Genomic DNA, 20341 nt, shown 5'->3' on the forward strand with positions numbered 1-20341 from the left:
ACGTTCGCTTTGAAAAGCTAACTCCAACAATTCATTGTCGCCACCAACGCCCCTCACTCCCCGCACCAGCACACCTTGTCGCCGAAATTGCTGACCATGAAGCCCAGCAGCCCGCCGTTCGCCACGGGCGGCACGTCGAAGTCCTGCGGGCACACCAGCACCAAAAGTTGATGGCCGCTTGTCACCTCGTGCCGCGCCAGCAGCACCGCCCCGTCCTGCGACACCTGCCAGTCGAACTCGAAGGGCGGCTGCCCCTCCAACTCGAACAACACCTCCGCGCAGCCATCGCGGCACACAGCCTCCGGCGGCGAGCCGACGGTGATGCTCGGCTTTTTCCACCAAGTGATTTTCGGTCCCTTGAACATCGAAAAGCAGGCGGCGGCGGCATTGATGCTGTCGTTGGGCAGCAGTGGCCCTGCGATGACGGCGACGTAGTAGATGCTGTCGAAGTGCATCGTGCCGGGCAGGAAAGGGAATTTCAGGGTGTCGGAATACTGCACGATGCTGCCCAATGGGTTGGCTGGGTTGGAGTACAGGATGAACCGGATGGTGTCGTTCGGCTCCAGATGGTGGTTTCCGGGCAGCGCGAGCGCCACGATTTTTGGCCCGCATACGGCGATGGCAGCGGTGTCGAGGGTTCCTGCGTCGGTGGCGCAGCATTTTTGCACGGTGATTTGGAAGGTGACCGGCTCGCCGGTGCAGGCGCCGCGCTGGGGCGTGACGGTGATGGTGGCTGTTTGCGTGGCGGGAAGGTTGGGGGCCGTGAAGGCGATGAGCGACCCAGAGCCGCTGGCGGGCAGGCCGATGGCGGGGTTGGAGTTTGTCCAGTTGAAGGTGGTGGCGAGGCTGCCGTTCAGGAACACGGCCACAGGCTGGCCGCCGCAAACGGTGACGTTGTCTGGCTGGTTGACGCGGGCCTCTGGCAGCACCGTGACGCTGAACGACTGCGACGCGAAGGGGCAGGGCTGGGGGGTGACGGTGACGACAGCCGTCTGTTGCAGGGGGCCGCCCTGGGCGGAAAAGGAGAGGTCGCCGGAGCCGCTCGCGGGCAGGCCGATGGCCGTGTTGGAGTTCGTCCAGGTGTAGGAGTTGCCCGTGCCGCTGAAGTTGACGCTGACGGGGTCGCCGGGGCAGACGGTGATGTTGGGCGGGGCATCCACCGACGCGCCGTTGAGGGTGATATGGAAGGTGACGGGGTCGCCGGGGCAGGTGACGCCCTGATTGGTGTATTGGGGCGTGACGGTGATGGTGGCGGTCTGCGGCGACGGCACTTTGGGGCTGGTGTAGTTGATGTTGCCAGTGCCGGAGGCCGGAAGGCCGATGGCGGGGTTGTCATTTGTCCAGGTGAAGGTAGTGGTGGGCGTAGCCGAGGAGAAGGTGACCGACACAGGTGCGCCGCCGCACACGGTGAGGTCGGGGGGGGGGAGCATCGAGGGCTGGGGGAGAACGAGAACAGACCAAGCATTCCCAAAACCTTTACAGTCGCCCAGCCATGCTACGATATGCCCGGCCCCGTAAAGCGGCATATCGGTGGGATTTTGAGCTGTAAAAATGAGGTCTCCGCTGCCGGAGGCAGGGGCGCCGATTGCCATGCCGTTGGCAAGGGAAGTCCAGGTATAGGTCTGGCCGGGAGGGCCTTGCCACTCGAAAATGGCCTCATCTCCTTCGCAAACTGTATAAGAGTTCTGTGGGATGACGTCCAAATGCGGCGGGGGGATGATGTCCATGCAAACGGGAGTGGGGTCGTAACAAGGGTTGGTGGGGGTGGCGCAGAGGTGTATCACGCTCCCTGACACAGGGTTCCCTCCGAGGCTCAAATTGACCGATTGGCCGGTGGGAGGGCCAATGAATGTAACTTGAAAATTTCCCGCGGGCGGCACGACAGAAGCCGTCCACACAAGGCCGGCATCAGCGGAATTTGGAATCGAATATGTGAAAGGTATTTCATTAACGCAAAATTGGGTAGCCCCAATAATCGAACCGAGCGGCGGGCATTGAGCTGTAAGCACATTCCAAGCCATAAAAAAAAGTAAAAATATGCAGGAGCGTACACGGACGTTCATAAATCTAACTGAATTGAAAACGACATCGAATGCCGCACCCTGCCAAATGGCAGAGTGCGGCTTGTAAGTTCCTCAGTGTCAAAATCGCCGAATGTTGTTCAGAGACAAAAGCGACACGTCGACGCTGTCGCAAGATCGCCTTTATTGGCAACCGTCATTTGTGACCGAGCATTGCGCATCGGGGTGAAAACAATGGCTTTCACCTACAGGTATCGTCACATTGATGGGGGTGGTGCCAGCAACCTGTACCGCCACATCGCCGCCGAGGGGCTTCCTGTGCCGCTCTGCGCCGTAGTGGTGCCAGCAACCTGTACCGCCACATCGATGGCTTGCAATGCCGTCGAGGGGTTACGGATACACACAGAACCATCTTTGAGTACACAAAATGTGTACGGTGTATTGGCCGTAAGCGATACACTGAGAAAAAAGTCGTTGCCGTTAGTGTTGCAGCCATTGCTGCAAGAGCCTGTGTTGTTGATAATGTCACCACATAGCTCTACAGTGCCACTGGTAGCTGCGGTCATAACGAACGAACAGCCAGTGTCGTTAAGGCAGGCACGTTCCGTCACGGGCGTGTCGCTCAAAGGCTTTGGGGCAGGGGCAAGGGCATCGGCATCGCGTTGGCAAGAGGGGAGGTAAAGGCCTGCAAGGCACACGATGGAAAAAAGGGGCAGCCAGAAAAATTTTGAATTTTGTCATAATCGAAGGGATGGCTAAAAAGTGAACGGATAAAATTTGAGTTTGACTATTTGCAAAGGCGAAATAAAAATAAGCCAAACCTTTCAATCTGTCCAAGCCTTTCAGGTTGAAATATGCGTTCGCTTTTAAAATTCAACCCCAACAATTTATTGGCGAATCTCCCTCAATCCGCGCAAGAGCAATAACCATCCTGAAAAAAATTCACCTGAAAATTAACGTACTCGTTCAAGGCGGGCGCGACGGCGAAATCCGCCGGGCAGAAGGTGACCACGAGTTGGTGGGCAGCCGATGTCTCGTTCCTCAACAGCAGGATTTGGCCGTTCTGCACGACGAGCCAAGTGAACTGGAAGGGCGGCGTGCCCGTGAAATCAAACTGAACGTCGGCGCAGCCATCGCGGCACACGGCCTCCGGCGGCGAGCCGACGGTGATGCTCGGCTTTTGGCGCCAGGTTATTTTCGGCCCCTTGAACATCGAAAAGCAGGCTGCGGCGGCATTGATGCTGTCGTTGGGCAGCAGCGGCCCGGCGATGACGGCGACGTAGTAGATGCTGTCGAAGTGCATCGTGCCGGGCAGGAAAGGGAATTTCAGGGTGTCGGAATATTGCACGATGCTGCCCAATGGGTTGGCCGGGTTGGAGTAGAGGATGAACCGGATGGTGTCGTTCGGCTCCAGGTGGTGATTTCCGGGCAGCGCGAGCGCCACCATTTTTGGCCCGCACACGGCGATGGAAGCCGTGTCGAGCGTGCCCGCATCGGTGGCGCAGCATTTTTGCACGGTAATTTGGAAGGTGACCGGCTCGCCGGTGCAAGCGCCGCGCGTGGGGGTGACGGTGATGGTCGCCGTCTGCGTGGCGGGCAGGTTGGGCGCGGTGAAGGCGATAAGCGAGCCGCTGCCGCTAGCAGGCAGGCCGATGGCGGGGTTGGAGTTCGTCCACGAGAAGGTGGTAGAGAGGCTGCCGCTCAGGAACACGGCGACCTGCTGTCCGCCGCAGACGGTGACGTTGTCGGGCTGGTTGACGCGGGCCTCTGGCAGCACCGTGACGCTGAACGACTGCGACGCGAAGGGGCAGGGTTGGGGGGTGACGGTGACGACAGCCGTCTGTTGCAGGGGGCCGCCCTGGGCGGAAAAGGAGAGGTCGCCGGAGCCGCTCGCGGGCAGGCCGATGGCCGTGTTGGAGTTCGTCCAGGTGTAGGAGTTGCCCGTGCCGCTGAAGTTGACGCTGACGGGGTCGCCGGGGCAGACGGTGATGTTGGGCGGGGCATCCACCGACGCGCCGTTGAGGGTGATATGGAAGGTGACGGGGTCGCCGGGGCAGGTGACGCCCTGATTGGTGTATTGGGGCGTGACGGTGATGGTGGCGGTCTGCGGCGACGGCACCTTGGGGCTGGTGTAGTTGATGTGTCCTGTTCCGCTTGCCGGAAGGCCGATGGCGGTGTTGTCATTTGTCCAAGTGAAGGTGGCGCCCGGCGTAGCCGAGGAGAAGGTGACGGATACCGGAGCGCCGCCGCAGACCGATACATTGGGGGGCTGGTTCATCTTAGGCTTGGGGAGGACATAAGCACCCCAATTATATGTTAGACCTTTACAGTTGCCCAGCCACGAGGTAACCTGCCCTCCCCCAAAAAGCGTCATATTGCTGGGGTTCTGGGCGATGAAAACAAGGTCGCCGCTGCCCTGCTGAGGGGCGCCGATTGCCATGCCGTTGGCAAGGGAAGTCCAAGTATAGGTCTGGCCCTGGGGCCCTAGCCACTCGAAAACCACTTCATCCCCTTCGCAAACTATTTGGTGCTGCGACCCAGGATTTATATGCGGCGGAGGGATGATGTCCATGCAAATGGGGGTGGGGTCGTAACAAGGGTTGGTGGGGGTGGCGCAGAGGTGTATCACGCTCCCTGACACAGGGTTCCCTCCGATGTCCAAATTGACCGATTGGCCGGTGGAAGGACCAATAAATGAAACGTGAAAATTTCCGGCGGGCGGCACAACGGAAGCCGTCCACACAAGGTTGGCATCGGCAGAATTGGGTATCGAATACATGAAAGGTACTTCATTCATGCACAATTGGGTAGCCCCTACCATCGAACCGAGCGGGGGACATTGTGCTATGAGTACATCCCAAGTGATGAAAAACGAAAATATGCAGATATACACACTTAAATTCATAGTCTCGACCCAATTGAAAACGACATTGACAGCCGTGCCCGGAGGCATGGCTACCAATATCGTCAATGTCAAAATAGCCGAATGCCGTTCAGGCTAAAACAGCGAGTCGGCATAATCATAAAATCACTGTTACTTGCATCCGTCGTTTGTTGCACTACAGCTTTGAGCGGGATGGAAACAATGGCTTTCGCCCACAGGGATATTCACATTGATGGGGGTGGTGCCAGCAACTTGTACCGCCACATCGATGGCTTGCAATGCCGTCGAGGGGTTACGGATGCACACAGAGCCACCTTGGAGTACACAAAATGTGTAAGGCACATTGGCCGTAAGCGATACGCTAAGAAAAAAGTCGCTGCTGAGGGTGTTGCAGCCATTGCTGCAAGAGCCTGTGTTGTTGATAATGTCACCACATAGCTCTACAGTGCCATTGGTAGCAGCGGTCATAACGAACGAACAGCCGGTGTCGTCGAGGCAGGCCCGCTCGCCCACGGGTTTGTCACTCAGGGGTTTTATTTGGGGTTGGTCGGCCTCGCGCTGGCAGGAGGGGAAGTAAACTGCTGCATTGGCGGCGAGGAGCAGGAAAAAAAGAAGGAGAAATCGGTTCTTTTTCATAAAAAAGCGGGATGAAAAAAGTGAAAGGATTAGGCTTTTGTTGTCTGGGCGCCGACAGCGCAACATCAGCCCGATTTGCGATACAAAAATAAATCAAAATATTTAAGGCGTCCAAGATTATTTTGTTAAAACATACGACGGTTTTAAAATCTTACACTAACATTTTGCCCCCCCCTCAGTCCCCGCACCCGCAAAACTTATCCTGGAAGAAATTGACCTGAAAATCAATGCTCCCGCCCGTCGGGGGGATGGCGAAATCGGCGGTGCAGAGGGTGACGAGCATTTGAAAAGCAGGTGAAGTCTCGTTTTTGGACAGGAGAATCTGGCCGTTCTGCACGATGAGCCATGTAAACTCGAAAGGCGGAGTGCCCGTAAAATCGAACAACACCTCCGCGCAGCCGTCGCGGCACACCGCCTCCGGCGGCGAAGCGACGGTGATGCTCGGCTTTTGGCGCCACGTTATTTTCGGCCCCTTGAACATCGAAAAACAGGCGGCGGCGGCGTTGATGCTGTCGTTGGGCAGCAGTGGCCTTGCGATGACGGCGACGTAATAGATGCTGTCGAAGTGCATCGTGCCGGGCAGGAAAGGGAATTTCAGGGTGTCGGAATATTGCACGATGCTGCCGAGGGGGTTGTTTGGGTTTGAAAAAAGGATGAACCGAATCGTGTCGTTCGGCTCCAGATGGTGGTTTCCGGGCAGCGCGAGCGCCACGATTTTTGGCCCGCATACGGCGATGGCAGCGGTGTCGAGGGTTCCTGCGTCGGTGGCGCAGCATTTTTGCACGGTGATTTGGAAGGTGACCGGCTCGCCGGTGCAGGCGCCGCGCGTGGGGGTGACGGTGACGGTGGCCGTCTGCGTGGCGGGAAGGTTGGGGGCCGTGAAGGCGATGAGCGACCCAGAGCCGCTTGCAGGCAGGCCGATGGCGGGGTTGGAGTTTGTCCAAGCGAAAGCGGCACCCCGTGAGCCGCTGAAAGCCACCCCTATGTGAACCACAACTTGTCGCGTTCCAAAAATCGAACGAACATCCCGAAGGGTCTGGACGGCCCGCCCTCCCAGACCGCCTCACCCTCTGCCCTCTGACTTCTACCTAAGTTTTTAAAATTCTTCCTTTTTTCCATCTCGAAACTTTACCTTTGCACCTGCTTTTTTCAAAACGACCTCGTTTTCTGTTTAAAATTTTGATTTTCAAACAATTAAGGTAAAATGGCTTTAATCGGAACAATCCGTAAAAACGGCTGGATACTCATCGTCTTGCTGGCAATGGCGCTGGGCGGATTTGTCCTCATGGACATTGTGCAGAACGCCAGCAACTACTCCGCAGGCGACATCAACACACTCGGCAAAGTGAACGGCAAAGAAATCAAGCGCAGCGAACTCGAAACCTATCAGAGCTTGATATACACCAACGCAGACAATCCCTATCAGGCTAGGCAGCAATCGTGGGAATACTTCGTGAAAAACGCTCTTTTTTCCCAAGAGGCCGAAGCCTTGGGGCTTGGCGTGGACCGCGAGGAACTGCGCGACCTCCAATTTGGCGACAACCTCAGCCCCATCATCACCTCGCGCTACCGCACCCCCGAAGGACTGCCCGACTTCAATTATCTCAATCAGGTCAAAAGCGCCATTGATGCAGGCCAACTCGGCCAAGCAGACCCCCGCTTTGTGGCTTCTTGGGCCGAACAGGAAAAGGAAGTCATCGCCGACAGGTTGGAGGACAAGGTCATGGCAATGATTAACAAGGGGCTTTACACCCCCAAATGGTTGGCGGAGGTGACTTTCCGCGAAAGCAACGAGCGCCGCGATTTTGCCTACCTGCGCATTCCTTTCGACAAGGTGAGCGACACGGAAGCGCCCGTAACCGACGCAGATTACAAGGCTTTTTTGAAAGACAACCCCAAACTCTACACCCAATTGGAGGAAACCCGCGTCATCATGTATGTCCCCATTGATGTGGTGCCGACCGCCAACGACAGCTCCTTGGCCTACGACGGTGTGGCAAAACTCCTGGACGGGCTTCGCAACACCGACAACGATTCCGTGTTCGTGCTCTCCAACAACGGAACCTACAGCCCGGCATATAAAACGAAAAGCGAACTCTCGCCAACCATGGGCGATTCGCTGATGAAACTCCCGCTCGGCACCATCTTCGGCCCCTACCTCGACGGCGGCGCTTGGAACATCGCTAAAATTATTGACCGCAAAGTGGTGCCGGATTCCGTGCGCGTGAGCCACATCGCCTTGCAAAACACCCCGGAGAACGCGGTACGCATTGATAGCCTGCTCGACCTCCTGAACACAGGCAAGGCTCGCTTCGACTCGCTGGCCTCCCAATTCAGCCAAGACACCAAGAGTGCTACCGAAGGGGGCGACCTCGGCTGGATAGGCCGCACCGCCGAAGGCAATGACTTGGCCAATTTGATTTTCTACCAAGCAGAACCGGGCAAAAACTATCGCCTCGAAAATCCGCAAGTGTTGCAAATTGTGCGCGTGACGGACAGAAAGTTTGACAAAAACGAAACAGGGCTGAGGGCTGTGTTCCTAAGCCAAAAAATAGAGCCGAGCAAAAGCACCCAACAGGCCATGAAGGACAAGGCGCAGGCATTGGTGCTATCAGCCAAAAACCTCGACGACCTCACGGCGCAAGCTGGCGAGCAAAACCTGCAAGTGCTCACCAGCGGCACCATGAACGCAACCGACTTCATGGTAGGGGTGTTGGGCAGCGGCGACGATGCCCGCGAAATCGTTCGCTGGGCCTTCGACAAAAAAACAAAGGTCAACTCCGTAGCCCAAGAGGTTTTCTCTTTCCGCGACCAATCGGGCGGCTATTTCGACAGCCGCTATGTGGTGGCAGCCCTCAAAAGCATCACACCGAAAGGCCCCGCCAGCGTGGCTACTCTGAAGGCTATCCCGGAAGCCGACCAAAAGGTGAAAAATCTTAAAAAGGCAGAAGTCATCACTGGCAAGATGCTTCAAGCCGCTGGCGACCTCGCAGCCATAGCGGCTACTTGGGCCGTCCCGGTGGACACCGCCCGCGGTGCCACCATGATACAGGTCGGCTCCGACCCCCGCGTGGTGGGCACCGCCTTTGCCTTGGACAAAGGGGTGGTCAGCCCGCCCATCACGAGCAATAGCGGTGTATATGTCGTGTTGCCCCTGACCGACAAGCCACAGATTCAGGTGCCCGCCGACTTGACCATGTTCAAGCGCCAAGCATCCTCTTCGGCGCAAGCAGTTTTCCGCATGGGTTTTGTCGAATCCATGAAAAAGGCGGCCGAGGTGGCGGATTTCAGAAGCAGATTCTATTGACGTCAACTTAGTTTCTAAATAAAAATCCCCTTGCAACGGTTGTATGCCGTAGCAAGGGGACTTTTTTATACCGCGAAAATTAAGATGGCAAGGGCCCGCAACGAAGGCAATACGAGCGCCAAGTTTGAAAAAGGCTTTTCAGGCTAAATATCCGCTACCCTCTGCTCATCAAAACCAGCGCACCACTCCTTCCAGCATCCATTTCACCAAGCGGTTGTGTTTCCGATAGGGCGGCATGAAAAAACTGGTGATGGGCAATATCCGGTTTTGTCGCAAGATGCCTCTGGCGTTGCTGAACTCCAAGAAGCCAAACTCGCCGTGTGTTTTGCCAATGCCGCTGTTGTTGATGCCCCCAAATGGCAGGTTGGGGTTGTAGAAATGTGCTCCGCAATCATTTATCGTCACATCGCCGTTGCGGGTTTCCGCCAGTATGTGTTGGATGTGCTGCTGTCTGCTGCTCCACAGATACATGGCCAGCGGGCGCGGGCGAGCATTGATATAGGCTATCGTCTCTTCGAGTACTTGATAGGGACGGACAAGCAAAATCGGGCCGAAGGTCTCCTCTTGCCATATAGCGGCCTCCTCCGGCACATGGGTCAGCACGGTTGGTTCGATGTAGCGCGTGGCAGCATCCGTTTTTCCTCCAAAAGCAACGTGGGCGCCGTGTTGAAGCGCGTCGTCGAGCAGCGTCTTTAGCCTTGCAAAATGTCGTTCGTGCACGATGCGGCACAAATCGGGAGATGCCTGCCTTGCCTCCGCCGTGTCGCCGTAAAACTGTTTGAGTTTTGCTGTGACGGTTTCCACCAAGCGGTCGTGAATGTTTTCGTGTGCCAACACATAATCGGGGGCGATGCACGACTGCCCAGCGTTCATGCCCTTGAGCCACGCAATTTTGTCAGCAGCCTTGTCAATGTCGGCGGTTTCGTCCACGATGGTGGGGTTCTTGCCGCCCAGTTCGAGCGTGACGGATGCCAAATGATTGGCTGCTTCTCTCATCACGATTTTGCCCACCACCGGGCTTCCGGTGAAAAAGACGTGGTTGAACGGCAATCGAAGCAGCGCCTGTGCCACTTCCGCGCCACCCTCGAACAGGGCCACCTCTTCTGGCGGGAAACACGCCGCCAAGATGTCTCGCATCACGGCGGTGCTGGCGGGCGTGTATTCGGAAGGCTTCACCACGACGCAGTTGCCCGCAGCCACCGCCGACACAATGGGAGAGAGCGTCAGGTTGAAAGGAAAGTTCCAAGGCGAAAGCACCAAGCAAACGCCTTTCGGCTCATACACGATTTTGGAAGAAGTGCCCAGCAACACCAAAGGTGTGCCGACCCGTTTGGGCGTGGTCCAAGAGCGAAGGTGCCGGATAGCGTGGCGTATTTCGCTATTCACCACGCCCACCTCGGAAATGTTGGTATCCGTTGGGCTTTTGCGCAAATCCTGCCACACGGCTGCTTCAATTTCTCGCCGAAAGCGGAGCATGGTGTCGTGGAGGCGGCGAAGTTTGGCGGTGCGCTGGCGGGCCGATGTTCGCGCCACCACATACTGATGTTGTTGCTGCAAATCGAATACGCGCCGCATCTCGGCTTCTTGCAGGATAGAATGGGGTGGGGTAGACGAGGGTTCGGACATGGTTTTTAAATGTGAGAACGACGTGGCAAATTTGGGTAAATATCGAACAAAAACCGGAGTTCGAGGAAGAATTTGTGCGCGCTGCCGAAAACGGAAAAATGGGCGTGCCATGGTGAGAACAAACATATACGCTCCGCCGTTACCTCTATGCAACCCACCGTTTTCTGCTCAAACAATCCACACGGTATCTTTGGCAGAAGAGGTGTTTGGGTGAAACAAATTTTGCCAAACACCGTATTCGCGGGAGAAAAGAAATTTTTTCGACGAAATGATGAAATTTTTTTCAAAAAAAATTTGTGTGGATAATCGGAAAACAGCTAACATTGGGTGTTGAAAAAATAAACATTCGTTCTTTCTCGTAACGTTATCAGTTCATTTGGCATTCCCGCGGCAACGGATGTTGGGCATACGATACGCTAAAATCGGCTGAGCCGATTATTTTCGAGAACGTCATTCAACGTCATCCAGCCCGTTGCCGCGTTTTTTCATATAAAAAAAGGAAGGGGATAGGGAAGTGCGGATAATTTGTCCTGATGGCCGAACGCCGCCAAACTTTATCCATTCCGATTGCAAGCCTTAATCCAAATTCATTCACCTTTTAAAAGTAAGTGCGTATATGATGAACATCAGAATCAAATCCGTGCATTTCCACGCTGACCAGAAATTGTTGACTTACATTGAGAAAAAAATCAGCCGTTTGAATCGCTATTTCGACCGCAGCAACGTAGAGGCAGAAGTTCATTTGAAATTGCAAGACAATGGGGGCCGAGTGCAAGACAAGATAACGGAGGTGAAACTCCACGTGCCGGGCGGTTGGGTAATGGACAAAAAAACGAGCAAAACCTTTGAATCCGCCATAAACGCTTCGGTGGACACCCTCAAACGACAGTTGGTGCGCCACAAAGAAAAAATAAGCGATTACGGACGCCCCATCGAAAAATAGACTTTTCTCTGCGGAATCGCGTTCCGCTCATACACAGCCGCAAAACAAGGCTGGAAGCCCGGTCTCCCACGTCCGGGCTTCGTTTTTTGTAAAAAGAACGCAATTGTTCCACAAAAACAATCCACTTCTCTTGGTTTTGCCTTACTTTCGCAGCCATATCCGTTTCTGACGTGCGATTCAACTATTCATATCGGCAAATCGGCGCTTGGGCATTGACCCTGATTTTTGCGACTACCTGCTCGCTGAAATCCGTGCACAACTTGCTCTTGCACGACCACGACCATGCCGCTCACCCAGTATGCGAGGCCGCGTACAGCCACAGCGGATTGCACCTGCACGACGAACGGTACAACCCCGACGACTGCTCGCTTTGCGCGTTTGTGCTGTCGGTGCCTGAACTGATTTCAATCGCGGCCTTTCCGGCCGCCATTGCCAAACTCCCAGACTCGCAGCGGGCATCTCTCTACCATGCCCCCGCTTTATCGAAAATAGCCTGCGACATCACGCTGCGCCGAGGGCCGCCTTCCGCCTAAGTCCCACTGTTTTTCTTTCTGTCGCCCATTTCATTTGTCGCCTGCGCTTCTCTGATTTTGGGAAGAGCGCATGACGTCGCAATCATGTACCACGCAGCCCTTTCCGCATAGGGCGAGCTGCTGCGACGGTGGCATCGAGTGGGCACATCGTTCCACATTTTCAACAGTTTTTATCATGCTGAACGGCAGAGCCACCATTGTTGGCTATTTCCTGCTGCACTTCGCCGGGGCTATGGTCGGCCAAGACTGCCACATTGCCCTGCGTGGTCACGTCACCGATGCTGACACGAAAGAGGCGTTGGCATACGCAAGCGTCTTTGTCAAAGAAATCGGCAAGGGGGCCATCACCGACGAAAACGGTTGGTTCGCCATCCCAAACCTCTGCGAAAAAACGCCCTATACCGTCGAAATCAGCCACATCGAATGTGCCCATTTCACACAGGTGGTGCGCCTCACGGAAAATACGGTCATGGAATTTCGACTTGTCCACGATGCTATTCTGAATGAGGTCGTCATCCATGAAAAGGCGCTGGTGTTGCCCAACATCCAAGCAGAGAGCCAAGTGGATAGGCTCGATTTGGAGGCATCGAAAGGGGTCAACTTGGGCGAAACGCTCAAACGACTACCCGGCGTGACCACCCTGAACACCGGACACACCATTGCCAAGCCCGTCATTCAGGGGCTGCACTCGAATCGCATCGCCATCGTGAACAACGGCGTGGCGCTCGAAGGCCAGCAGTGGGGCAGTGAGCACGCCCCAGAAATTGACCCATTCACGGCCAACAAAATCACCGTAGTGAAGGGAGCGGCAGGAGTGCGCTATGGTGTGGGCGCCATGGCTGGGGCGGTGGTGTTGGAGCCGGCTCCTTTGCGAGCAGCGGCAGGCGCGGGAGGGTGGTTGTCGCTCGGTGGGTTTTCCAACGGGCTGGGGGGCGTGGCTTCTGGCGCGGTGGACTGGCATTTGCCGAGCCAATCGCTGACGTTCAGGCTGCAAGGCACCGCCAAGCGCAGCGGCAATCTTCGCGCACCGGACTATTTTTTGGGGAACACCGGAGCGGCGGAATTGAACCTGTCCGCCATGGCGGGCTGGAAAAACGCTCGATGGACGCACGATGTCGGCACCTCGATTTTCACGCAGCAAATCGGCATCCTGCGCAGCGCGCACGTCGGCAACCTGACGGATTTGCAGCGGGCCATCGAAAGCCCCGTCCCACTCAACAACCGCGATGCGTTTGCCTACGAGGTGGAGCGCCCCTATCAGCAGGTGCGGCACTATTTGGCGAAATACCGCACCACCTACCGCCTTTCCGAAAAATGGAAAATATCGAGTCAGTATGCTTTTCAGTTCAACAACCGCGAGGAGTACGACGTGGTGCGCAGGACTGGCAGCGCCGCCGACAAACCGCAGCTTTCGTTTAGGCTTTGGACCAACACACTTGATGTGGCCCTCGAGCATTTTCCCATTGGCCACTGGCAGGGCGGCGTCGGCGTGCAAGGCATCCAGCAAACCAATCTTGTGGGCAGGGGCGGGCTGATACCCGACTATCGGGCGCTGGGCGGCTCGGTCTGGCTCTTGGAGCGTTGGCGGCGTTTCCCCGACCCGTGGGAAGTAGAATTTGGCCTGCGGTACGATTATCGCCAGACCAACGCCACCACTTCGGGTTCGCTCGCCAACATTGACACCTTGGTTCATTTTGCCAACGTGTCCGGCACGGCGGGGCTTACCTATCACTTGGGGAAACACCTGTCGGCCACCGTGCACACGGGTTATGCTTGGCGGCCGCCACACGTCAATGAACTCTTTGCGCGGGGTGTCCACCACGGAGCAGCCACTTACGAGGAAGGGCGGCCCGACCTTCGCACCGAGAAGGCATGGAACTCCAATGTCACGTTCCAATACCGCAACCGACAAACGGAGGCCGCGCTGACGCTCTACCGCAATCAAATCCGGGATTTCATTTACCTCGACCCTCAAAACACATTTGTGCTCACCGTGAGAGGGGCTTTCCCAGCCTATTTTTATGCGCAGGCCGACGCGGTGCTGCGCGGGTTGGATGGCAGCCTCACGGTACCAGTGTTGAAAAGTCTGTTCGTGGAATCAAGGGTGTCGCTGCTGCGCGGGGAACGCGTCGTGCCGGATTCGTTTGAGAGCAATGGCGACAAGAAGCACGACTGGCTGCCATTGATGCCGACGGACCGTTTCCAATATGGATTGCGTTGGGTTATTCATCGGAAATCGTCAGTTGGCGCGTCGCGCAGCGATGACGTGTCCACAGCAGGCGCCACCTCTCTTCGGTTGGTGGCCACCACCACTGCCCGGCAGTCGCGCATACCCGCCGCTGGGCTGTTGAAAGCGCCGCCTCCCACATTCACCGTCCTGAGTTTCGACGCGACACACACCTTTCACCTCAACAATGGCAGAAAAAAAGAGGCGAAAATGCCGCTTGAGGTGGGTCTTACCGTGCATAACCTCACAAATACACGCTACCGCGAATACCTCAACTTTTTCCGCTTCTACGCGGATGAGCCGGGGCTGAACGTAGGGATTCGAGCAAAACTTTTGTTCGGGTGATATTCCTTTCTCTCGATAAACCGCCATCATTCATCATTTCAAAATTCAAACATTAATTATGCTGAACAAAAAAATCGCACTTCGCACTTTTCTTTTGGCCTTGTTGTTCGCAGGCTTGTTCGTGGCTGGTTGCAAAGACAATGACGAAGGCACCGAACAGGAGAACATCACAACGGTGGTGTTGCACTTTATCGGCCCCGGCCTCGACAGGGAGTTCGAGTGGAACGACTTGGATGGCCCCGGCGGAAACGCGCCCACCGTGCAGACCATAGAACTGCCTCCTTTGACTGGCAACATCACTTGCCGCGTCCATGTGTATGACCGCAGCAAAACGCCCGCAGAAGACATCACGAAGGAAATAGAGGAAGAGGCCGACGAGCATCTGATTGTCTATATCCCCGATGCTTCCGTCAGCGCGACTTGGAACTACGACGACACGGATAGCAAGGGCAAGCCATTGGGCATCAAAACCAAGTGGCAAACCAACCAACCCAGTGCCGGCAATCTGCGCGTCATTCTTTACCACGAGCCCACCAACAAGGACAACCTTAGCAATCCGGGCGGAGAGGTTGACTTCGATGTCACTTTCCCGGTGCGGATTCAGTAGGGGCTTGTGTGCCGTAAATTGAATTTTGCCACAAAGTCGCTAAGACACAAAGGGTCAGCAAACAATTTCTTTGCGCCTTCGCTTCTCTTTGTGGCAAATTCAGGCAATCTATTTTACGCCGTATTTGGCGAGACAAAAAACAAACACGCACTTCGAGCCTGATAAACGCTCGAATGTGCTGAAACAGAAAAAGTTTGGTTTGGTATCACCGGGCACTGTTGCAAAAACGCTGCCCGGTTTTCGTTTGGATGCCTCGCGATGTCAAGTTTTGGACGTGGTCGCAAACGCAATCTGCTCAAAATCAGGGGTATCAATCAGGGAAATCTGACAAATCCTATTGAATCAAGGTATAAAGCCGACGTTGGGAGCTCCGCCACCTTATTGCTCGCTCATCTTTTTCACCGACCCGGAGCCACTCACATTGGCATCCACGGTAGGCTGGCCCGAATAGAACACATCGCCGCTCCCGGCGATGTTGGCCTTGAGCGTTTGCGCCACATCGCAGGTGACCGAGCCAGAGCCTGCTATATCCACTTTGAGTTCGTTGGCAGTGAGTTGCTTGGCTTTTATGTCGCCGCTACCCGCAATGGACGCTTTCAGCACGTTCGATTTGCCGCCCAACTGTATGCTGCCGCTCCCGGAAATGGAAGCGATGGTGGAATCGAACTCAACCTCTTGCAGCACAATGTCGCCAGAGCCTGACACTTCCGCTTTCATTTTTTCGGAGCGAATGGGGGTCGTGGCAGTTATCTTGCCGCTACCGCTAATGGAAAAACGGTCGAAAGCGGGCGCGCTGATGCGAAATTTCAAACCCCTGTGGTTCGACACGTTTTCGCTAAAATAAATCCTCAGCACGCCATCTTCCACTTCGGTTTTCAGCACGGGCAGCAAGTTTTCCTGTGCCTGCACCTCCACGAAATAATTGTCGGCCACGCTTACTTCCACCTCGCCACCCACATTTAGGAAGATAGCGTGGAAATCACGCACACTGCGAGTTTCGGTCTTGAAGGGACCTTCACCATGGATGCCAAATCCGAAAGGAGAGTCCTTAAAAATGCGGGAACCAAACATAAACAGCCCCACCAACAGCATGAAAATCAGTAAATAGCGCATTGGTAAATGATTTTGCTTTGAAATGAATCGCCAAAATTTGAGATTTTGCGCCCCAATCTGGACCGAGCGCGTCGGTTCGACACCTGTTAATACAACAAGGTTACATTTTTTGACTACCAACTTTCCCACTCATGCTTTGGATGCTGCTGTGCCTGCAAATGTTGTCGGCTCCCACGCCGGTCGTCGCTTGGCTTACCGAACAAGACCACGACTTTGGCGAACTTCGGCGTGCTCGACCCGCGACTTTTGTTTTCAAATTCAAAAATACCGCCACCGACACCATCGTGTTGCAAACCGTGCGTACCACCTGCGGATGCACCGCTGCACGCTACACAGAGGCTCCCATCGCGCCCGGTGCCGTTGGTGAAATAGCCGTAGAATACGATGCTTACCAAACTGGCGCGTTCAGCAAAAAAATAAAGGTGTTTTTTGACAAGCAAAAAAAAGCGGAAGTGCTGTGGATACGGGGAAGGGTGAATTGAGAGGGGCCGTCCGCTGTGCGTGACCCGGCGGTCAATCGAACCAATCGAATCAATCCACTACCCCATTCTCGATTTCAAAAATCTTGTAATCGCCCGTGAAAGAGGACACGATGGCCTCCACGCGGCTGCGCTGCGTATCGGTGATGAAAATTTGGCCGAACTCGCGTTCAATCAGCAGGCCCACCAATTGGCGGACGCGCCTTTCGTCGAGTTTGTCAAAAATGTCGTCGAGCAAAAGGATGGGCGCAAACCCTTTTTCGCGGCGCAGCACTTCGTACTGTGCCAGCCGGAGCGCCAACAGGAAGGATTTGAGTTGGCCTTGCGAGGCAAATCTTTTCACGGGCTGCCCGTCCATGAAGAGCGCCAAGTCGTCGCGGTGCGGCCCGACGGTGCTGCGTTGGAGCAGACGGTCTTTGTCCAAATGCGAGCGGAACAAAGTGTTCAAGTCGCGTTCGGTCATGTCGCTCTCGTAGCGGGCGTCCACCTGTTCGCGGTCGGCGGATATGGCGGCATAAAAGTCCTTAAACAGGGGTTGGAAGGTGGCGATGAAGTGGCTGCGTTGCTCGTGCAACATTTGGGCTGGGGCGGGCATTTGCCGGTCAATGCTTTCGAGCAGGGAGGCATCGAAGGTTTTTTCCTCAAAAAATTTTTTCAGGAGCGCGTTGCGTTGTTTGAGCAGGGCATTGTAGGTCAGCAAATTTTGCAAATAGTTGGGGGAAATCTGCGAGAGTGTGGCGTCGAGGAATCGCCGCCGGTCTTCGCTGCCATCTTGCACCAGCGTCACGTCGTCGGGTGCAATCATCACCACGGGGAAGAGGCCGATGTAGTCGGTCAAGCGGGTGAAGGACACACCGTTGCGCTCGATTTCCTTGCGTTGGCCGACAGGATATTTAGCGACGATGTCGGATTGGCTTGCGTCGTTCCCCTGTGGTTGGGCGAATCTGCCCTCTAAGCGGAAAAACGCGGCACCATGCCGTACCAAGTGTTTGTCGTTCAGCCCCGTATGGCTTTTGCACAAACAAAGAAAATGCACCGCGTCGAGGACGTTGGTCTTTCCCATCCCGTTGAGGCCAGTGAAGCAATTGAGGCGGGGCGAAAGGTCGAACGTTTGACTTTCGTAGTTTTTAAAGTTGGTGAGTTTGAGTCGGGAAAGATGCACGAGGGGCAAAGGTAGCCGAACTCAGGTCAAAACCATCTGCCCATGTTTTTTCAAAAAAACGGGCAAATCGGAAAGGGAGTTGAGCAAGCCGTCGTTGTCCAGCCGTTCCAATTCCGCCCGGGTGTGCGTGCCGTTCGTCACTGCCAGCGAAAGCAGGCAGCCTGCCTGACGGCCTTCCTCCAAATCAACAGGGGTGTCGCCTACTTTGACCACTTGCTTTGGGTCGCTTATGCCGAACGCGGACATTGCTTTTTGAATCATGAAAGGGGCGGGGCGGCCTTGCGGCACCTCATCGCTCGCGACCGAGAAATTGATGATGGTGCCAACGCTCCCCACATAGTCGGCATTCAACCCTGCCAGCCAACCCAGTTTGTTAAGTATGATGTTCGTCACGGTGCGATAGAAGCCCGTGTTGAGCGCGATTAAGATGTCGCGCTCGCGCAGCCAATCGAATGCTTCCAACGCGCCTTCGGTCGGCTCTACGGGGTGTGTGCGGTAGTGGTTTTCCAAAATATCGCGGAACACCTCGAACGAGTGCGCAGCTTTTTTTGCGATGACGGCGGCATCTGTTGCGTCGCCTAATTGCTCGCGCCAAAGCAAGTGGAACACTTCGAGTTTCGACACGCCCATCAGTGCGTTGAGCCGTTTGTCGGCGGCCTCTATGCCCAGTGTCCGGCAGGCCTCGACAAAGCAGTGGAACACTTCGTTGTTGTCGCGGACGGTGGTGCCAGCCATATCGAACATGACGAGGCGGATAGGGGGATGGTTCATCTTGTTTGCTTTTTGGGCGAAGGTAGCGGGCGCTGCATAAAGGCCAGATTAAGTTTTCCGGCACTTGGGTTACGCTTGTTTTACTCATAATTTACCTTAAAAAAACCTTGTCGGGTCGGGTTTTAAATTATCGTTACTTCTCTCAAAGTGCCTCATATTCAGTGTGAAGGGGCGGTATGATTGTGGCTCAATCAGGACTTCATGCTCCGTTCCGACTGGCTTGCCCGCCGCCTTGCAGTTGCTCCGCCCGCCGTGTTTGTGGGGGTGGCTGGGGTGTTTGCTTTTGTGGCGTATTGTTGTGTGTATGCCTTTCGCAAGCCGTTCACGGCGGGCACCTACGAGGGGCTGATGTTGTGGGGTGTTCAGTTCAAAATCGTGTTGGTGGTGGCGCAGGTGGCAGGTTATGCCTTATCCAAGTTCATTGGCATTCGGGTCATATCGGGCATGGCGGCAAGGCATCGGGCGGCGACCCTGCTCGGTGTAGCGGGTTTGGCGGGGGTGTCGCTACTCGGCTTTGCGCTCACTCCTTTCCCGTGGAATGCCGCGTGGATGTTCGTCAATGGCCTGCCGTTGGGCATGGCTTGGGGCTTGGTGTTTGGCTATTTGGAGGGGCGGCGGGTGACGGAGGCGTTGGCGGCCATGCTTTGTGTCAACTTTATCATTTCTTCGGGGTTCGTGAAAACGACGGGGCGCTGGCTGCTCGATGTGCAAGGGCTTAGCGAACAATGGATGCCCTTTGCGGCTGCGCTGCTGTTTGTGCCGGGGCTGCTGCTGTGCGTGTGGGTGATGGAACATTTGCCACCACCGTCGAAAGCGGACGAGGCGCAGCGGGCGCCGCGCCAAAAGATGTCGCCGCAAGCGTGCAGGGGATTGTTTTGGCGTTACGCCCCGGGGCTGGTGTTGCTGGTGACGGTCTATCTGGTGCTGACCATCGTGCGCGACGTGCGCGACAATTTCACGGTGGAAATCTGGCGAGAGTTGGGTTTTGGTGGCAACGCGACTATACTGACCACCGCTGAAATTCCGGTGGCGGTGCTTTCGCTGCTGGCGGTGGGTGCCATGATGTTTGTGCGCGACAACGCATTTGCCTTGCGGCTCAATCACTTGCTCGTCGCGTTGGGCGCGGTTTTGCTCATCGGCAGCACGGTGTTGTTTCAGCAGGGGGGTATTTCCCCGATTGTGTGGATGGTGGCCTCCGGGTTCGGTCTGTTTTTGCCCTATATTTTGTTCAACGGTGTGTTGTTCGACCGTTTGCTGGCGCATTTCCGCGAGCGTGGCAACGTGGGGTTCTTGATTTATGTGGCCGACTCTATCGGCTATTTGGGCAGCGTGGGCGTGTTGCTTTGGCGCAATTTCGGCGCGGGCGAGATGAGTTGGCTTGGCTTCTACACGAGCCTTTGCTATGGCGGCGCGGTGCTGATGTTGGTGCTGATGGCAGGTTCGTATTGGTATTTTTTGAAAAAAAAGGTTGATGAGGGTTGATGAGGGTTGATGAAAGTTGATAAGGGTTGATGAAGGTTGATAAAGGTTGATGAGGGTTGATGAGGGTTGATGAGGGTTGATGAAAGTTGATAAGGGTTGATGAAGGTTGATGAGGGTTGATGAGGGTTGATAAAGGTTGATGAGGGTTGATGAGGGTTGATGTCGTGGTGTATGCCGCAATTTATCAACCCTCGTCAACTTTCAC

17 protein-coding genes are annotated in these 20341 nt (G+C 55.5%); 8 read left to right on the forward strand and 9 right to left on the reverse strand.

The window, feature by feature from the left end; all coding sequences use genetic code 11:
- Positions 1-53: 53 nt before the first annotated feature.
- From KIS77_01995 to KIS77_02005, 3 genes are all read right to left on the reverse strand, one after another.
- The gene (locus tag KIS77_01995) at positions 54-2063 is read right to left on the reverse strand and encodes a hypothetical protein (protein ID MCW5921086.1); all 2010 of its coding nucleotides are present in this window, start codon (positions 2061-2063) and stop codon (positions 54-56) included.
- Between the two features lie 215 nt (positions 2064-2278).
- Complete coding sequence (locus tag KIS77_02000) at positions 2279-2719, reverse strand: hypothetical protein (GenBank protein MCW5921087.1); 441 nt, start codon at positions 2717-2719, stop codon at positions 2279-2281.
- A gap of 206 nt (positions 2720-2925) precedes the next feature.
- Positions 2926-4818, reverse strand: a complete 1893-nt coding sequence (locus tag KIS77_02005) for a hypothetical protein (protein ID MCW5921088.1) — start codon at positions 4816-4818, stop codon at positions 2926-2928.
- Positions 4819-4867: 49 nt separating this feature from the next.
- Here KIS77_02005 and KIS77_02010 point away from each other — a divergent pair, with 49 nt between their 5' ends.
- On the forward strand, positions 4868-5023 hold the full coding sequence (locus KIS77_02010) for a hypothetical protein (GenBank protein MCW5921089.1): 156 nt from the start codon (positions 4868-4870) through the stop codon (positions 5021-5023).
- A 32-nt stretch (positions 5024-5055) separates the two neighbouring features.
- Here KIS77_02010 and KIS77_02015 read toward each other — a convergent pair whose 3' ends face one another.
- Both KIS77_02015 and KIS77_02020 read right to left on the reverse strand, forming a co-directional pair.
- A complete protein-coding gene (locus tag KIS77_02015; GenBank protein ID MCW5921090.1) occupies positions 5056-5541 on the reverse strand; it encodes a hypothetical protein in 486 nt (161 codons plus the stop codon).
- Positions 5542-5716: 175 nt separating this feature from the next.
- A complete protein-coding gene (locus KIS77_02020) occupies positions 5717-6535 on the reverse strand; it encodes a hypothetical protein (protein MCW5921091.1) in 819 nt (272 codons plus the stop codon).
- Positions 6536-6745: 210 nt separating this feature from the next.
- On the opposite strand from KIS77_02020, the gene KIS77_02025 reads away from it, so the two are divergent.
- Positions 6746-8848, forward strand: coding sequence for a SurA N-terminal domain-containing protein (locus tag KIS77_02025; protein MCW5921092.1), 2103 nt, complete (start codon positions 6746-6748; stop codon positions 8846-8848).
- A gap of 168 nt (positions 8849-9016) precedes the next feature.
- Here the strand turns inward: KIS77_02025 and KIS77_02030 are convergent, their stop codons facing one another.
- Entirely contained in the window at positions 9017-10474 is a 1458-nt protein-coding gene (locus KIS77_02030; GenBank protein ID MCW5921093.1) for an aldehyde dehydrogenase family protein, read from the reverse strand.
- A 619-nt stretch (positions 10475-11093) separates the two neighbouring features.
- Between KIS77_02030 and raiA the strand changes: the two genes are divergently transcribed.
- From raiA to KIS77_02050, 4 genes are all read left to right on the forward strand, one after another.
- Positions 11094-11417 (forward strand): ribosome-associated translation inhibitor RaiA, encoded by a 324-nt coding sequence (gene raiA / locus KIS77_02035; protein ID MCW5921094.1) that lies wholly within the window; start codon positions 11094-11096, stop codon positions 11415-11417.
- A 170-nt stretch (positions 11418-11587) separates the two neighbouring features.
- Positions 11588-11950 (forward strand): hypothetical protein, encoded by a 363-nt coding sequence (locus KIS77_02040; GenBank protein MCW5921095.1) that lies wholly within the window; start codon positions 11588-11590, stop codon positions 11948-11950.
- 175 nt (positions 11951-12125) lie between these two features.
- The gene (locus KIS77_02045; GenBank protein ID MCW5921096.1) at positions 12126-14522 is read left to right on the forward strand and encodes a TonB-dependent receptor; all 2397 of its coding nucleotides are present in this window, start codon (positions 12126-12128) and stop codon (positions 14520-14522) included.
- A 58-nt stretch (positions 14523-14580) separates the two neighbouring features.
- Entirely contained in the window at positions 14581-15129 is a 549-nt protein-coding gene (locus KIS77_02050; GenBank protein ID MCW5921097.1) for a hypothetical protein, read from the forward strand.
- 378 nt (positions 15130-15507) lie between these two features.
- Here the strand turns inward: KIS77_02050 and KIS77_02055 are convergent, their stop codons facing one another.
- Entirely contained in the window at positions 15508-16242 is a 735-nt protein-coding gene (locus KIS77_02055) for a DUF2807 domain-containing protein (protein MCW5921098.1), read from the reverse strand.
- Between the two features lie 131 nt (positions 16243-16373).
- On the opposite strand from KIS77_02055, the gene KIS77_02060 reads away from it, so the two are divergent.
- Positions 16374-16724: a DUF1573 domain-containing protein gene (locus KIS77_02060; protein MCW5921099.1), complete on the forward strand. Its 351-nt coding sequence runs from the start codon at positions 16374-16376 to the stop codon at positions 16722-16724.
- Between the two features lie 49 nt (positions 16725-16773).
- On the opposite strand, the gene KIS77_02065 is transcribed toward KIS77_02060, so the two are convergent.
- The gene (locus tag KIS77_02065) at positions 16774-17883 is read right to left on the reverse strand and encodes a DNA replication/repair protein RecF (protein ID MCW5921100.1); all 1110 of its coding nucleotides are present in this window, start codon (positions 17881-17883) and stop codon (positions 16774-16776) included.
- Between the two features lie 21 nt (positions 17884-17904).
- Complete coding sequence (locus KIS77_02070; GenBank protein MCW5921101.1) at positions 17905-18654, reverse strand: HAD hydrolase-like protein; 750 nt, start codon at positions 18652-18654, stop codon at positions 17905-17907.
- 201 nt (positions 18655-18855) lie between these two features.
- Between KIS77_02070 and KIS77_02075 the strand changes: the two genes are divergently transcribed.
- The gene (locus KIS77_02075; GenBank protein ID MCW5921102.1) at positions 18856-20136 is read left to right on the forward strand and encodes a hypothetical protein; all 1281 of its coding nucleotides are present in this window, start codon (positions 18856-18858) and stop codon (positions 20134-20136) included.
- The last annotated feature ends 205 nt before the right edge of the window (positions 20137-20341 follow it).

This window comes from Saprospiraceae bacterium (genome assembly GCA_026129545.1).
Taxonomy (GTDB): domain Bacteria; phylum Bacteroidota; class Bacteroidia; order Chitinophagales; family Saprospiraceae; genus M3007.